The sequence below is a fragment of the Pseudomonas sp. LBUM1658 genome (genome assembly GCF_059716055.1).
In genome coordinates this window covers 569,452-583,756 of the sequence record NZ_CP166798.1, presented here as the reverse complement: position 1 = coordinate 583,756, position 14,305 = coordinate 569,452, and the positions used below count along the sequence as shown (strand labels likewise).

At 59.5% G+C, this 14,305-nt stretch carries 14 protein-coding genes; 8 read left to right on the top strand and 6 right to left on the bottom strand.

Features of this window, described 5'->3' with window-relative positions:
* Window positions 1-53: 53 nt before the first annotated feature.
* The 3 genes from dgcA to ACA064_RS02610 all read right to left on the bottom strand — a co-directional run bounded on the left by dgcA (window position 54) and on the right by ACA064_RS02610 (window position 3,713).
* A complete protein-coding gene (gene dgcA / locus ACA064_RS02620) occupies window positions 54-2,114 on the bottom strand; it encodes a dimethylglycine demethylation protein DgcA (protein WP_497672000.1) in 2,061 nt (686 codons plus the stop codon).
* Between the two features lie 15 nt (window positions 2,115-2,129).
* The gene (locus tag ACA064_RS02615; protein ID WP_150807153.1) at window positions 2,130-2,660 is read right to left on the bottom strand and encodes a DUF5943 domain-containing protein; all 531 of its coding nucleotides are present in this window, start codon (window positions 2,658-2,660) and stop codon (window positions 2,130-2,132) included.
* A gap of 75 nt (window positions 2,661-2,735) precedes the next feature.
* Window positions 2,736-3,713, bottom strand: a complete 978-nt coding sequence (locus ACA064_RS02610) for a dipeptidase (RefSeq protein WP_150807152.1) — start codon at window positions 3,711-3,713, stop codon at window positions 2,736-2,738.
* A 221-nt stretch (window positions 3,714-3,934) separates the two neighbouring features.
* Between ACA064_RS02610 and ACA064_RS02605 the strand changes: the two genes are divergently transcribed.
* Together ACA064_RS02605 and ACA064_RS02600 are read left to right on the top strand one after the other, a co-directional pair.
* A complete protein-coding gene (locus tag ACA064_RS02605; protein WP_497671999.1) occupies window positions 3,935-4,336 on the top strand; it encodes a lysozyme inhibitor LprI family protein in 402 nt (133 codons plus the stop codon).
* A 116-nt stretch (window positions 4,337-4,452) separates the two neighbouring features.
* The gene (locus ACA064_RS02600) at window positions 4,453-4,869 is read left to right on the top strand and encodes a DUF3010 family protein (protein WP_497671998.1); all 417 of its coding nucleotides are present in this window, start codon (window positions 4,453-4,455) and stop codon (window positions 4,867-4,869) included.
* A gap of 2 nt (window positions 4,870-4,871) precedes the next feature.
* Here the strand turns inward: ACA064_RS02600 and ACA064_RS02595 are convergent, their stop codons facing one another.
* Entirely contained in the window at window positions 4,872-6,053 is a 1,182-nt protein-coding gene (locus ACA064_RS02595) for an AAA family ATPase (RefSeq protein WP_497671997.1), read from the bottom strand.
* Window positions 6,054-6,121: 68 nt separating this feature from the next.
* Entirely contained in the window at window positions 6,122-7,081 is a 960-nt protein-coding gene (locus ACA064_RS02590; RefSeq protein ID WP_497671996.1) for a GlxA family transcriptional regulator, read from the bottom strand.
* A 194-nt stretch (window positions 7,082-7,275) separates the two neighbouring features.
* Here ACA064_RS02590 and choX point away from each other — a divergent pair, with 194 nt between their 5' ends.
* The 6 genes from choX (at window position 7,276) to ACA064_RS02560 (ending at window position 12,699) form a co-directional block, all read left to right on the top strand.
* Complete coding sequence (gene choX, locus ACA064_RS02585; protein WP_497671995.1) at window positions 7,276-8,220, top strand: choline ABC transporter substrate-binding protein; 945 nt, start codon at window positions 7,276-7,278, stop codon at window positions 8,218-8,220.
* A gap of 72 nt (window positions 8,221-8,292) precedes the next feature.
* Window positions 8,293-9,180 (top strand): 3-dehydrocarnitine:acetyl-CoA trimethylamine transferase CdhC, encoded by an 888-nt coding sequence (gene cdhC, locus ACA064_RS02580; protein ID WP_497671994.1) that lies wholly within the window; start codon window positions 8,293-8,295, stop codon window positions 9,178-9,180.
* Window positions 9,181-9,293: 113 nt separating this feature from the next.
* Window positions 9,294-10,259 carry an L-carnitine dehydrogenase gene (locus tag ACA064_RS02575; protein ID WP_497671993.1) on the top strand — a complete coding sequence of 322 codons (966 nt, stop codon included), beginning with the start codon at window positions 9,294-9,296 and terminating at the stop codon, window positions 10,257-10,259.
* Between the two features lie 166 nt (window positions 10,260-10,425).
* Window positions 10,426-10,902: a thioesterase family protein gene (locus ACA064_RS02570; RefSeq protein WP_497674159.1), complete on the top strand. Its 477-nt coding sequence runs from the start codon at window positions 10,426-10,428 to the stop codon at window positions 10,900-10,902.
* 23 nt (window positions 10,903-10,925) lie between these two features.
* Entirely contained in the window at window positions 10,926-12,089 is a 1,164-nt protein-coding gene (locus ACA064_RS02565) for a gamma-butyrobetaine dioxygenase (RefSeq protein WP_497671992.1), read from the top strand.
* A gap of 346 nt (window positions 12,090-12,435) precedes the next feature.
* Window positions 12,436-12,699, top strand: coding sequence for a hypothetical protein (locus ACA064_RS02560; RefSeq protein WP_497671991.1), 264 nt, complete (start codon window positions 12,436-12,438; stop codon window positions 12,697-12,699).
* Window positions 12,700-12,883: 184 nt separating this feature from the next.
* Here ACA064_RS02560 and gbdR read toward each other — a convergent pair whose 3' ends face one another.
* Window positions 12,884-13,987, bottom strand: a complete 1,104-nt coding sequence (gbdR, locus tag ACA064_RS02555) for a choline metabolism transcriptional regulator GbdR (protein WP_497671990.1) — start codon at window positions 13,985-13,987, stop codon at window positions 12,884-12,886.
* Window positions 13,988-14,305: the final 318 nt, after the last annotated feature.

Below are 14,305 nucleotides of genomic sequence, written 5' to 3'. Positions count from 1 at the left end.
AAGATCAAAAGATCGCAGCCTACGGCAGCTCCTACACAGGGGGTTCGCCAGGCTTAGAAATCCTTGCACAACCGCAGCGCGTCGTAGATCGCCGCGTGGGTGTTGCGCTGGGCCACGCAGTCGCCGATGCGGAACAGCAAGTAGCCGTCACCCGCCTGGCTCAGCGAAGGCTGTGGTTTGATCGCGAACAGGGCTTCGATGTCCATCTGGCCCTTGTTGCGCGAACCTTCCTTCAGCGCGTAGTAGATTTCTTCGTCAGGACGCACGCCGTTTTCCACCACCACCTGGTCGACCACCCGCTCCTCTTTGGCGCCGGTGTATTCGTTTTCCAGCACCGCAATCAGCTTGTCGCCTTCGCGGTAGACCTTCTCCAGCATCATGTCGCCGGTCATGATCACTTCTTTGGGGTACATGCTGCGGTAGTAAGTCGGGAACGACGTACCACCGATGGCCACGCCCGGCTTGATGTCGTCGGTGACGATTTCGACCTGACTGCCTTTGTCGGCCAGGAAGTCGGCGACCGACATCCCGGTGAATTCACAAATGGTGTCGTAGACCAGCACGTTCTTGCCCGGCGCGACTTTGCCGTCGAGCACGTCCCAGCTGCTGACCACCAGGCCTTCAGCGGCGCCCCAATGTTCGTTCTGCTCCAGGAATGGATGACCGCCATTGGCGAGCACCACCACATCCGGACGCAGGTCGAGAATGGTCGCGGCATCGGCCGCGGTGCCCAGGCGCACATCCACTTTCAAACGCGCCAGTTCCAGCTGGAACCAGCGGGTAATACCGGCAATCTGGTCCCGTTGCGGGGCTTTCGACGCGGTAGTGATTTGCCCGCCCAGGGTGTCTTTCTTCTCGAACAGGGTCACGTCGTGGCCACGCTCGGCAGATACCCGTGCGGCTTCCAGACCGGCAGGACCGGCACCGACCACCACCACCTTGCGTTTCACACCAGTCGATTTCTCGATGATGTGCGGTACGCCCATGTATTCACGGGAGGTCGCGGCATTCTGGATGCACAGCACATCCAGGCCCTGGTACTGACGGTCGATGCAGTAGTTGGCGCCGACGCACTGTTTGATCTGGTCGACCTGGCCCATCTTGATCTTGGCGATCAAGTGCGGGTCGGCGATGTGGGCGCGAGTCATGCCGACCATGTCGACGTAGCCGCCTTCCAGAATCCGTGTGGCCTGGTTCGGGTCCTTGATGTTCTGCGCGTGCAGCACCGGGGCCTTGACCACTTCTTTGATACCGGCGGCCAGGTGCAGGAACGGCTCCGGTGGATAACTCATGTTCGGGATAACGTTGGCCAGGGTGTTGTGGGTGTCACAACCCGAACCGACCACCCCGATGAAGTCGACCATGCCAGTGTCGTCGTAGTACTTGGCGATCTGCTTCATGTCCTCATGGCTCAGGCCATCGGGATGGAACTCGTCGCCGCACAGACGGATGCCGACGCAGAAGTCCGGACCGACTTCCTTGCGCACCGCCTTGAGGACTTCCAGGCCGAAACGCATGCGGTTCTCGAAGCTGCCGCCCCATTCGTCGGTACGCTTGTTGACGCGCGGGCTCCAGAACTGGTCGATCATGTGCTGGTGCACCGCCGACAATTCAACACCATCCAGGCCACCGGCCTTGGCCCGCCCGGCAGCGGTGGCGTAGTTGCCGATCACTCGCCAGATTTCTTCCGGTTCGATGGTTTTACAGGTCGCACGGTGCACCGGTTCACGAATGCCCGACGGCGATAGCAGGGTTGGCCAATGCTCGCCATCCCAGCGCGAACGACGGCCCATGTGGGTAATCTGAATCATGATCTTGGCGCCATGCTTATGCATGGCATCGGCCAGATTCTGGAAATGCGGAATGATCCGGTCGTCGGCCAGGTTGACCGACTTCCACCAGCCTTGCGGGCTGTCGATGGCCACGCTGGAAGATCCGCCGCAAATCGCCAGGCCGATCCCGCCCTTGGCTTTCTCTTCGTAGTACTTCACATACCGATCGGTGGTCATCCCGCCGTCGGTGGCGTAGACCTCGGCGTGCGCGGTGCTGAGCACGCGGTTGCGGATGGTCAGTTTGCCGATCTGGATCGGTTGGAACATTGCTTCGAAAGCCATGGCGGGGTCCTCGACTTACAACGGCTTGACGGTGAACAAACCGTCGTCGTGGCCTTCTTCGGAGCCACCGTAAACCTGTTCTGCTACGGTACGGATCGAGCTGCCGCGGGCCTGGAGAATCTGGTCCATGGCGCCGGCGAACCAGCCAGTGAACATGTAGTCGACCTTGCGCCCGACCTTGCCGTAGACGTAGACGAACGCCGAATGCTCGAGCTTGACGCTGGCAGTGCCTTTTTCCAGGTCGATGTCCTGGATCTTGAACAACCCCCAGCCGCGTTGCGACAGGCGTTTCATGTAGTGTTCGAATACTGCGACACCTTCCAGGCCGTGGCATTCAGCCTCTTTCTCGCACCAGTGCCAGGCGGATTTGTAGCCGGCCTTGTAGAGGATTTCGGCGTAGGCGTCGGCGCCCAGTACTTCTTCGATACCCATGTGGTTGTTAACGAAGAAATGACGTGGCACATACAGCATCGGCAGGGCGTCAGAGGTCCAGACACCGGTCTCACTGTCGACTTCGATAGGCAATTGCGGGGCGATCTTGGCCATGGAAACTTAACTCCAGAAAATTCGGTTTGTTGCCCCCTGCGCGGACGGCAGGGGGAAATGGATTAGGTGGAGGGCTTATTCGCCCCAGACATCCTTGAGGACGCTGACCCAGTTTTCGCCCATGATCTTGCGCACCACGCGCTCAGGGTGACCGCGCTTGAGCAGGGTCTCGGTGAGGTTCGGGAACTCGCCCACGGTGCGGATGCCCAGCGGGTTGATGATCTTGCCGAAACTGGTCAGACGGCGGGCGTAGCCCTTGTCGTGGGTCAGGTACTCGAAGAAGTCCTGGCCATGGCCTTGGGTGAAGTCGGTGCCGATACCGATGGCGTCTTCGCCGACGATGTTCATGGTGTATTCGATGGCTTCGGCGTAGTCGTCGATGGTCGAATCAATACCCTTGGCCAGGAACGGCGCGAACATGGTCACGCCGACGAAACCGCCGTGGTCGGCGATGAACTTCAGCTCTTCATCGGATTTGTTGCGTGGGTGCTCTTTAAGACCCGACGGCAGGCAGTGGGAGTAGCAGACCCGCTTCTTGGACTCGAGAATGACTTCCTCGGAGGTCTTGGAACCGACGTGGGACAGGTCGCACATGACCCCGACGCGGTTCATTTCGGCAACGATCTCGCGACCGAAACCCGACAGGCCGCCATCACGCTCGTAGCAACCGGTGCCCACCAGATTCTGGGTGTTGTAGCACATCTGCACGATACCGACGCCCAGCTGCTTGAAGATCTCGACGTAGCCGATCTGGTCCTCGAAGGCGTGGGCATTCTGGAAACCGAAGAGGATGCCGGTCTTGCCCTGTTCCTTGGCCTTGCGAATATCGGCGGTGGTGCGCACCGGAATCACCAGGTCGCTGTTCTCGCGGATCAACTTCTGGCTGGCGGCGATGTTGTTGACGGTGGCCTGGAAGCCCTCCCACACCGACACGGTGCAGTTGGCCGCGGTCAGACCGCCCTTGCGCATGTCTTCAAACAGCTCACGGTTCCACTTGGCAATGATCAGCCCGTCGATAACGATGCTGTCGGCGTGCAATTCGGCTGGGCTCATCAGGCTGTCCCCTTATTAGCGATTCATGCGCCGAATCGTCTGCCGGCGCTTTGGGGTCAGCATATGCCTGAGGGCCGGGGCAGCCGGGTGCAAAAACGACAGGGGAATTGCCGAAAGCGTCAATCAGCGACAAAGGGTCTCGAGACAGGACTAAAGCTCATCTGTTCTTTGCCTTGCGCTTGGGCCAGAATTCGTCGCATCAACGAATTTGGGGCGGCGCAATGAAATCGATCTTCCTGGCTTTGGCACTGATAGCGACCGGCGTACAGGCGGCTGAAGAAGCCGAAAACACGCCATGCGATGACGTGGAACATGACCAACAGACGCTGGAATGCGCGACATTCAACAAGACTACCGCCGAACAACTGCTCAGCGACAACGTCCAGGCCCTGCTCGAGCGGCTGAATACCCTGTACGGCAACGACAAGGCCCAGCTCAACGACATCACTGGCAAGATCAAAACCGCCCAGCAACTGTGGCAAAAACAACGCGATGCCGACTGTGCCGTGGAGTCCTTCCCCGCCAAACCCGGCAGCAAGGCCTACACCATTGCGCAAAATGATTGTGTGGCGCGGATGAGTGACGAACGGTCGGAGTTTCTGGAGTCGATCGGGCAGGAGTAGTTTTGCGCATTACCTGCGGGATCGGGCTTGTGTGGGAGCGGCGGTGCGGCAATCCGACTTGCCCGCGAAAACGATAGAGCGAACAACGCTCCATCCAACGAATTCAAAGGATTTACATGAAAATCTGCGGCATCGAAATCAAAGGCAGCGAGGCAATCATCGCCGTCGCCTCCCTCGACAATCAGGTCCTGACCCACGTCGCCCTGGCCACCAGGAAAATCGCCCTCGACGACGATGACGAAGCCGCCAACGTCAAAATCTTTGCCGCTCAGGTAGGGTCTTTTGTTCGCGAAAACAGCATCGACCGGATCGCCATCAAGAAACGCAGCAAAAAAGGCGAATTCGCCGGCGGGCCGACCACGTTCAAGATCGAAGGGATTTTCCAGTTACTGGAAAACTGCGAGGTCACCCTGCTTTCCCCGCAGACCATTAACGCACAGAACAAGAAATTCGACTTCGAACTGCCAGCGACGCTGCACAAGTATCAGCATGAGGCGTTTAAAGCGGCGTGTTCGGCGCTGATGAAGAAGTAAGCCTAGCGGCCCTTCTGCCCGTGATAGTGCTTGAGCCAGTCGGCAAACGATTTGTCCTCAAGCGCATAGGCCCCGCGATTCGACTTCCAGACCAGCTCCTTGTCGCGAAGGGCGTCAATACAGGACTGAATCGTCTGGGTACCAGGCACCACATCACTGCCCATCGCCTCCAGAGTTTTGCCCACTGCCAACACGGTCGCGTCGGTAAAGGGAGCAAAGGGTTCGTTGCTCTGCGAACGGTCTACCATGACTTCCAGCACCGCTCGCTGAGGAATGGTCAGGGCATTCCAGGCGCTTTCGAACTCGGTCCAGACACCAGCGCGTAGCAATTGGGCGCTGTTACGCAATAACTCACTCAAATTGCTGGCTTCACCCAGCTCCAGAGCAACCTCACCGATGATGCTTCGCAGCATTTCCGGACGACGCCCTACCAACTCAAAGGCTTCATCAATGTCTTCGGCGGTGAACTGGTTGGTCTGCGCCAAGTGCGCGTTCAGATGGACGGTATATGCTTTAGTGAATTCTTTGCCCAGCAGCGGGAACGGCGTAATGCTCGATCCATAGAACGGCTGGTTTCGGCTGAGTACCAAATGGGCGAGCTTGTCGCGATTGGAACCCGTGAACACCAGACGCAAGCCGCTCGTGTCGCCTTCGCGGCCCTGATTAAGCTGGTCCCGCGCGGCCTTGAGGGCGAACATCGCGTTGACCCCTGCGTCGGTCGTCAACGCATGCTGTGCTTCATCAATGATCAGCACCACCGTCTTACCGGCGACGCTATGCAGAAGCTCCAGAGCTTGAGTCAGTGTTGCGCCTTCCGGCAATTGAGGCTTGCTGAAGTCCCAGGACAGCGTTCGCAAGAAGCTGAGCTTTTCGATGCCCATAGACTTGGCCAACTTGCGAATGCCTTTCTCATAGGACACCAGTGCACCGGCGATGGCCGCAGCGATCAGATCTGCGGGATCTTTTTCCTTGTTGGCCCAGAGATCGACGTAGACCGCCAGCCAGCCACGATTTTCGCACTCGGGCATCAGGTCTTCGCGCAGGAAGGTACTTTTACCTGTGCGCCGCGGCGCGGCCAGAAATAGACCCGAGGTGTAATCCTGAATTCCGGAACCGACCAATCCATCGGCAATGTTGAGAGCCAGACCTGGACGACGGAACACAAAACCGGTGTTTTTCGACATGGTTTTATACTCAATTATTGCGACGACTATAATTTATAGTAGCGAGTATAATTGACTATAAATGACTGTCAAACCACCTCTCGTCCATCCCCTAAACGCCGCCGATCCTCCCGCGGACACCGTGCAAACCTCGCCCGATAACTCCTGGTGAAATACGACGGCGACTCAAAGCCGCAGGCAATACTCACCTCCAGCACGCTCATGTCGGTCTGGCGCAACAACTGCTGTGCCTTCTCCAACCGCAATCGCAGATAGAAATTGCTCGGCGTGTCGTTGAGGTGCAGCCGGAACAGTCGCTCCAGCTGGCGACGGGTGACCTTGATCGAGTCCGCCAGCTCCAGAGTGCTCAAGGGCGGTTCGCTGTGTTGTTCCATTTCACCAATCACATGCACCAGTTTCTTGTTGCTGATGCCGTAACGGGTAGCGATCTGCATGCGCTGGTGGTCTTTGCGCGGACGGATGCGCCCTAGCACGAACTGTTCGGACACCTGGATCGCCAGTTCCGGGCCGTGGGCCTGGCCAATCAGGTCGAGCATCAGGTCGATGGACGCGGTGCCGCCAGCGGAGGTGATGCGCCGGCGGTCGATTTCGAAGAGTTCCTGGGTAACTTCCAGCTGTGGATAAGACTCCTTGAAGGCATCGATGGCTTCCCAGTGCAGGGTAACCCGATGGCCTTCGAGCAACCCGGCCTCGGCCAACAGCACACTGCCGGTGTCGATCCCGCCGAGGATCACGCCTTCATGGTCGAGACGGCGCAGCCAGTGTTCCAATGCGGGCGTGGCGAATTTAAGCGGCTCGAAACCGGCCACCACCAATAAGGTCGCGCCTTTCTTCAACGGCTCAAGCGCTGCATCGGCGTTGACCGACATGCCATTGCTGGCCAGCACCGCCCCGCCGTCGGCGCTCAGCACATGCCAGCGGTATAGCTCGCTACGAAAGCGATTGGCCACGCGCAGCGGCTCGATGGCCGAGATAAAGCCGATGGCCGAGAAACCCGGCATGAGCAAGAAGTAGAAATCCTGGGACATGGAGCGCACTCGGTTGGCGGGTAGCGTGTGGACGTTGATACGCCAGTTGCAAGCGGCATTCAAGAGCGCAGGTCGCTGCAGTGCAAGAGCTGGTCGCCGCTGTGCGCTTTCACGAGCCTTGAGCTGCGTAACTTGGCATCACCGGCGCACGAAGATGCCGGAACCCACAATAACGAACTGCCGAGGAACCCACCATGAAACGACTGATCAGCAGCTGTGTTCTTGCACTCAGCGGTACCGCTTTCTTGAGCTCCGGCGCCATGGCGGCCGACGCCGCCGCGTGCCAGAACGTGCGCATGGGCGTGGTGAACTGGACCGACGTAATCGCCACCAGTGCCATGACTCAAGTCCTGCTCGACGGCCTCGGCTACAAGACCAAACAAACCAGCGCCTCCCAGCAAATCATCTTCGCCGGCATCCGCGACCAGCGCCTGGACATGTTCCTCGGCTACTGGAACCCATTGATGACCCAGACCATCACCCCGTTCGTCGAGGGCAAGCAAGTCGAAGTCCTGGCCGAGCCAAGCCTCAAAGATGCCCGCGCCACCCTGGCGGTACCGACTTACCTCGCCGACAAGGGCCTGAAAACCTTCGCCGACATCGCCAAATTCGAGAAAGAACTGGGCGGCAAGATCTACGGCATCGAGCCCGGCTCAGGCGCCAATACCCAGATCAAAGCGATGATTGCCAAGAACCAGTTTGGCCTGGGCAAGTTCCAGTTGGTCGAATCCAGTGAAGCCGGGATGCTCTCGGCAGTGACTCGCGCAGTGAAACGCAATGAAGCCATCGTGTTCTTCGGTTGGGCGCCGCACCCGATGAACGTCAACCAGAAGATGACCTACCTCACCGGCAGCCAGGACGCCCTTGGCCCGAATGAAGGCATGGCCACCGTCTGGACCGTCACCGCGCCTAAGTACGCCGAGCAATGCCCGAACGTCAGCCGCCTGCTGAGCAACCTGACCTTCACCGCGGAAGACGAGAGCCGGATGATGCAACCGCTGCTCGATCACAAAGACGCGTTCGAATCAGCCGTACAGTGGCTCAAGGATCACCCGCAAGACCAGCAGCGCTGGCTTGAAGGCGTGACCACCTTCGACGGCAAGCCGGCTGCTGAAAACCTGAAACTGACCAGCAAATAACCCGAACCAAATCAATCTGCGCAGCGCCAAACGGCTGCGCAGTGACTCACAACGCCTGAAGGAAACCGCCTCATGAACCACGACGTCATCATCACCTGCGCACTCACCGGTGCTGGCGACACGACCGGCAGAAGCCCACACGTGCCAGTCACTCCGAAACAAATCGCCGCTGCTGCGGTGGAAGCCGCCAAGGCCGGCGCCACTGTAGTCCACTGCCACGTTCGCGACCCCGAGACCGGCAAGTTCAGCCGTGATGTGGCGCTGTACCGCGAGGTGATGGAGCGCATTCGTGAAGCCGACGTCGACATCATCGTCAATCTCACGGCGGGCATGGGCGGCGATCTGGAAATCGGCGCCGGTGAAAACCCGATGGAATTCGGCCCGAACACCGATCTGGTGGGTCCGCTGACCCGTCTGGCCCACGTTGAAGCACTGCTGCCGGAAATCTGCACCCTGGACTGCGGCACCCTGAATTTCGGCGACGGCGACACCATTTACGTCTCCACTCCGGCGCAACTGCGCGCTGGCGCCAAACGCATTCAAGAACTGGGCGTGAAGGCCGAGCTGGAAATTTTCGACACCGGTCACCTGTGGTTCGCCAAACAGATGATCAAGGAAGGCTTGCTGGACGATCCGCTGTTCCAGCTGTGCCTGGGTATCCCATGGGGCGCACCGGCCGACACCACCACCATGAAAGCCATGGTCGACAATCTGCCGGCCAATGCGGTCTGGGCCGGGTTCGGCATCGGCCGCATGCAAATGCCGATGGCGGCTCAAGCGGTACTGCTCGGCGGTAACGTGCGGGTCGGGCTGGAAGACAACCTCTGGCTGGACAAAGGTGTGCTGGCGACCAACGGCCAACTGGTTGAACGCGCTTCGGAAATCCTCAGCCGCCTGGGCGCCCGCGTCCTGACCCCGGCCGAGGGCCGGACAAAGATGGGCCTGACCAAGCGCGGTTAAACCGAACTTACACCTCACCTGTGGGAGAGGGCTTATGTGGCGAGGGGGCAAGCCCCCTCGCCACACAAGCTCGCTCCCACAAGGGAATCACCGAATTTCTTCAGGAAGTCACCATGAGCTTTATCACCGAAATCAAAACCTTCGCCGCGCTGGGCAGCGGTGTCATCGGCAGTGGCTGGGTGTCCCGCGCCCTCGCCCACGGCCTGGATGTAGTGGCCTGGGACCCGGCGCCGGGTGCCGAAGCGGCCTTGCGCAAACGAGTCGCCAATGCCTGGGGCGCGCTTGAGAAACAAGGGCTCGCACCGGGCGCTTCGCAGGATCGTCTGCGCTTTGTCGCGACCATCGAAGAATGCGTGAAGGACGCCGACTTTATTCAGGAAAGCGCCCCGGAACGGCTGGAACTGAAACTCGAACTGCACGGTAAAATCAGTGCCGCGGCCAAGCCCAATGCACTGATTGGCTCCAGCACCTCGGGACTGCTGCCCAGCGAATTTTACGAGGGATCTACCCATCCGGAACGCTGCGTGGTCGGTCATCCGTTCAACCCGGTTTATCTGCTGCCGTTGGTGGAAGTGGTTGGCGGCAAAAACACCGCGCCAGAAGCCGTACAAGCGGCGATGAAAGTCTACGAATCCCTCGGTATGCGTCCGCTGCATGTGCGCAAGGAAGTTCCTGGATTCATTGCCGACCGCCTGCTCGAAGCCTTGTGGCGTGAAGCGCTGCACCTGGTCAACGATGGCGTGGCAACCACTGGCGAAATCGACGATGCGATTCGTTTTGGCGCGGGTCTGCGCTGGTCGTTCATGGGCACGTTCCTGACTTACACCCTGGCCGGTGGCGACGCCGGCATGCGGCACTTCATGGCCCAGTTCGGCCCGGCGCTGAAACTACCCTGGACCTACCTGCCCGCACCGGAGTTGACCGACAAACTGATCGACGACGTGGTCGATGGCACCAGCGATCAACTCGGAACACACAGCATTTCGGCGCTGGAGCGCTATCGTGATGATTGCCTGCTGGCGGTGCTTGAGGCGGTGAAGACCACCAAAGAGAAACATGGCATGGCGTTTAGCGAATAACCCCCAGGCTTATCGGCCAGCAGGTCTGGCCCCATCGCGAGCAAGCTCGCTCCCACAGTTGATTTGTGGTGTGAACACTCTCAATGTCACCCAGCCGATCCCCTGTGGGAGCGAGCTTGCTCGCGATAGCGGCAGTCCAGCCACCACCAACATCGGACCCCACATCATGCCCGCCCTCACCACTTACCAAACCCAAATCATCCCCGACTGGGTCGACTACAACGGCCATCTGCGCGATGCGTTTTATCTATTGATCTTCAGCTACGCCACCGACGCGCTGATGGATCAACTGGGCATGGACAGCAACAACCGCGAAGCCAGCGGCAACTCGCTGTTCACCCTCGAGCTGCACCTCAACTACCTGCATGAAGTGAAACTCGATGCCGAGGTCGAGGTACACACCCAGATCATCGGTCACGACCGTAAACGCCTGCACCTCTATCACAGCCTGCACCTGGTCGGCGAAGAACAGGAACTGGCAGGCAATGAGCAAATGCTGCTTCATGTCGACCTCGCAGGGCCACGTTCCGCGCCATTCAGCGAAGCGGTGCTGGACAAGCTGCTGGCCATCACGGCCCGGCAAGTCGACTTGCCAAAACCCGCCTACATCGGCCGGGTAATCGGCCTGCCCGCGGAAAAATAACCAATTGAAATCAAGGAGATCGAATGAACACCGCCGCCGCTTTTGCCGACTTCCGCAGTTATCCGCTGATCAGTGCCCTGACCGCCGCGCAAACCCTGGCGGACCACGTTCAGGTGCAGTGGGCCGATGGCCGATTGAGCCCGTTTCACCATCAGTGGCTACGGGACAATTGCCCCTGCCCGGTCTGCGTCTACAGCGTGACCCGTGAGCAGGTCCTGGAAATCGTCGACGTCGCCGAAGACCTCGCGCCCGTCCTGACCCATATCGATGCCGACGGTTGCCTGTGCATCGATTGGCAGGACGGCCACGGCAGCCGCTTCGATCCCGGTTGGTTGCGAGCCCATGCTTACGACGATGAATCTCGTGCAGAACGGCGCGCCAGCAGGCCAAAAACCCAGCTATGGAACAGTGACCTGAAGCTGCCAGTGTTCGACTATCAAGCCGTGATGGACGATCCCCGGGCGCTGCTGCAATGGCTGCTGGCGCTGCGTGATATCGGCCTCACACAAGTACGTGGCGTGCCCACCGAACCAGGCTCGCTGACGCAGATCGCCAAGCGGATTTCCTTTATTCGCGAGAGCAACTTCGGCGTGCTGTTCAACGTGCAATCCAAGGCTGACGCCGACAGCAATGCTTACACCGCTTTCAACCTGCCACTGCACAGCGACCTGCCGACCCGCGAGTTGCAACCGGGGCTGCAATTTCTGCATTGCCTGGTCAACGAGGCGGACGGTGGCGAGAGCATTTTTGTCGATGGTTTTGCCGTCGCCGAAGCCTTGCGCCAGGAAGATCCGCAGGCCTTTCGCAGCCTCTGCGAAATCCCCGTGGAGTTTCGCAATAAAGACCGTCACAGCGACTACCGCTGCCTGGCGCCGATCATTGCGCTGGACGCACTTGGCCGGGTCAGCGAGATCCGCATGGCGAACTTCCTGCGCGGACCGTTCGATGCGTCGGCGGAGCAAATGCCTCAGCTGTATCACGCCTACCGCCGCTTTATCGCCATGACCCGTGAAGCGCGTTTCCGCCTGATGAGCCGGCTCAACCCCGGCGAAATGTGGTGCTTCGACAATCGCCGCACCCTCCACGCCCGCAACGCCTTCGACCCCGCCACCGGCGCCCGGCACTTCCAGGGCTGCTACATCGACCGTGATGAGCTGTTGTCGCGGATATTGGTGTTGCAGCGCTAGACCCTGTGGGAGCGGCGGTGCGGCGATCCAACTTGCTCGCGATAGCGTCCTGCCAGACAACAGAGATCGACCTGCCCCTCCCCAATCCCCAGACAAAAAAAGCCCCGATCAAGCCGTGACAAGATCGAGGCAGAGGTTTGTTGCTGAGGAGCTTTGCGCGGAGGGTGACCAAACCGTTCGACACATGAGCTGAGGTCCAGTGTGCCCACTCATATCCCCTGTGAGTTAGCCGAAAACGACCTGTTCATAGGTATTGCGGCCATAACGACAAATCGCCCTTGCCGACGCCCCCGAGTGCCAACCAGAATCGAGCCACGACCACACTCCCTGAATAAGGATAAGCGTCATGATGCACGCGGATTTGATTGACCAGGACGACCTGCTGAGCCAGTTGAGGGCCCTGGGGTTTGAAGTATCCAGCGGTTCGACCGCCGAGCAAGCCTGCGAGTGCGCAGTACGCGGTTTGAGCGATGCACGAGCCCAGGCACTCAAAGGAATGGTCGAGCAGATGTACACCGGCAGCGCGACGATTCTACCGGCGGTGCGTCAGGCTATCGACCGGCAATTGTTGCCAGCTTTGGCGCAATACAAACAAAGTCGTAGCGCCTGATGGATCGCCTCTCCCGCTAATACTGGAGCAGAAGATGACACCGACCTGTGGCGAGGGGGCTTGCCCCCGCTCGAGCGCGCAGCGGTCGTAATCCGGCTGATGCGTTTCATCTGATAAAAATGCATCAGCCGATTTTAGGTCTGCTTCGCAGCCCAGCGGGGGCAAGCCCCCTCGCCACAATGGGCTATAGCCTCACACTGGCAAACGTCGACTCATTCCTCGCCTGGCTCAACGCCGACAACGGTCCGGACAACGGCGCCAATACCAGTGCCTGCGGAATCGGCATCATCGCCACCTGTTGGGCGGTGTTGGAGCCGACGCGCTCATCCCGTGGTGGAATGCCGAAGTATTCGCGGTAGCACTTGGAGAAGTGTGGCGTTGAGACGAAGCCACAGACCGAGGCCACTTCGATGATCGACATTGGCGTTTGCTTGAGCAGCTGCCGGGCGCGAATCAGGCGCAGTTTCAGGTAGTAACGCGACGGCGAGCAGTGCAGGTATTTCTGGAACAGGCGCTCCAGCTGACGCCGCGACACGGCGACATATACCGCCAGCTCGTCGAGATCGATCGGTTCTTCCAGATTTGCTTCCATCAGCGCGACGATTTCCTGCAACTTCGGCTGGTTGGTGCCAAGCATGTGCTTGAGCGGCACGCGCTGGTGATCCTGCTCGTTACGGATACGCTCGTAGACGAACATCTCGGAGATCGCTGCCGACAGCTCACGACCGTGATCGCGACTGATCAGGTGCAGCATCATGTCCAGCGGAGCGGTGCCGCCGGAACTGGTGAAACGGTTACGATCGAGGGTGAACAACCGGGTGCTCATGGAGACCCGCGGGAACGCTTCCTGCATCGACGCCAGGCATTCCCAGTGCACGCTGCAATCAAAGCCGTCCAGCAGACCGGCGCAGGCCAGGGCCCAGCTGCCGGTGCAGACCGCACCGAGGCGACGGGACTGGCGCGCCTGGCTTTGCAGCCACGACACGTGCTCACGGGTTACGGTGCGTTGAATACCGACTCCGCCGCAGACAATGATAGTGTCCATGGCGGGCGCTTTGTGCATCGAGGCGTCCGGGGTGATCTGCAAGCCATCGCTGGCCCAGACCTGGCCGCCGTCGGCGGTGAGAGTCGTCCAGCGATACAGCTCGCGACCGGACAATTGGTTGGCCATGCGCAGGGGTTCTACTGCGGAAGCCAGAGAAATAAGCGTGAAATTGTCCAGCAGCAAAAAGCCGATGGATTGAGGCGCACGGTTCTGGGGTTGGGCCCCGGAGTTGAACGACGTCATCGCGGTATCTCCTCACACAAAGCGGGTGATGGCCTCAGGCGGAGGCTCTTGTTATTGCCATCGTTCTCGCGTGGGAGACGGGCTTTGTTATGACAGAGCAATTGCCATGCCTAAAGTTGAATGGCCATTCAATAACTCCTGAAAACGACGTCGCGATGTCTCTATATAAGCCTGCGTCGAGTGGGGAGATATAAGTGCCATTAAGGCAGGCAAGTGCTCTAGCCCGTTGCATGTGAGCAAATCGGTAGCACTTTTGGGAACGGTGTGAGAACCGTCGTAAAAGAGTGTCACCACAAGCACGGGTGACCGACGGTCAGG

Coding starts and splice junctions, on each gene's coding strand:
- choX (WP_497671995.1), top strand. CDS start 7,276: ATGAAACGACTGATCAGCAGCTGTGTTCTTGCACTCAGCGGTACCGCT.
- ACA064_RS02570 (WP_497674159.1), top strand. CDS start 10,426: ATGCCCGCCCTCACCACTTACCAAACCCAAATCATCCCCGACTGGGTC.
- ACA064_RS02615 (WP_150807153.1), bottom strand. CDS start 2,660: ATGGCCAAGATCGCCCCGCAATTGCCTATCGAAGTCGACAGTGAGACC.
- cdhC (WP_497671994.1), top strand. CDS start 8,293: ATGAACCACGACGTCATCATCACCTGCGCACTCACCGGTGCTGGCGAC.
- ACA064_RS02600 (WP_497671998.1), top strand. CDS start 4,453: ATGAAAATCTGCGGCATCGAAATCAAAGGCAGCGAGGCAATCATCGCC.
- ACA064_RS02560 (WP_497671991.1), top strand. CDS start 12,436: ATGATGCACGCGGATTTGATTGACCAGGACGACCTGCTGAGCCAGTTG.
- ACA064_RS02590 (WP_497671996.1), bottom strand. CDS start 7,081: ATGTCCCAGGATTTCTACTTCTTGCTCATGCCGGGTTTCTCGGCCATC.
- ACA064_RS02575 (WP_497671993.1), top strand. CDS start 9,294: ATGAGCTTTATCACCGAAATCAAAACCTTCGCCGCGCTGGGCAGCGGT.
- ACA064_RS02610 (WP_150807152.1), bottom strand. CDS start 3,713: ATGAGCCCAGCCGAATTGCACGCCGACAGCATCGTTATCGACGGGCTG.
- gbdR (WP_497671990.1), bottom strand. CDS start 13,987: ATGACGTCGTTCAACTCCGGGGCCCAACCCCAGAACCGTGCGCCTCAA.
- dgcA (WP_497672000.1), bottom strand. CDS start 2,114: ATGGCTTTCGAAGCAATGTTCCAACCGATCCAGATCGGCAAACTGACC.
- ACA064_RS02565 (WP_497671992.1), top strand. CDS start 10,926: ATGAACACCGCCGCCGCTTTTGCCGACTTCCGCAGTTATCCGCTGATC.
- ACA064_RS02605 (WP_497671999.1), top strand. CDS start 3,935: ATGAAATCGATCTTCCTGGCTTTGGCACTGATAGCGACCGGCGTACAG.
- ACA064_RS02595 (WP_497671997.1), bottom strand. CDS start 6,053: ATGTCGAAAAACACCGGTTTTGTGTTCCGTCGTCCAGGTCTGGCTCTC.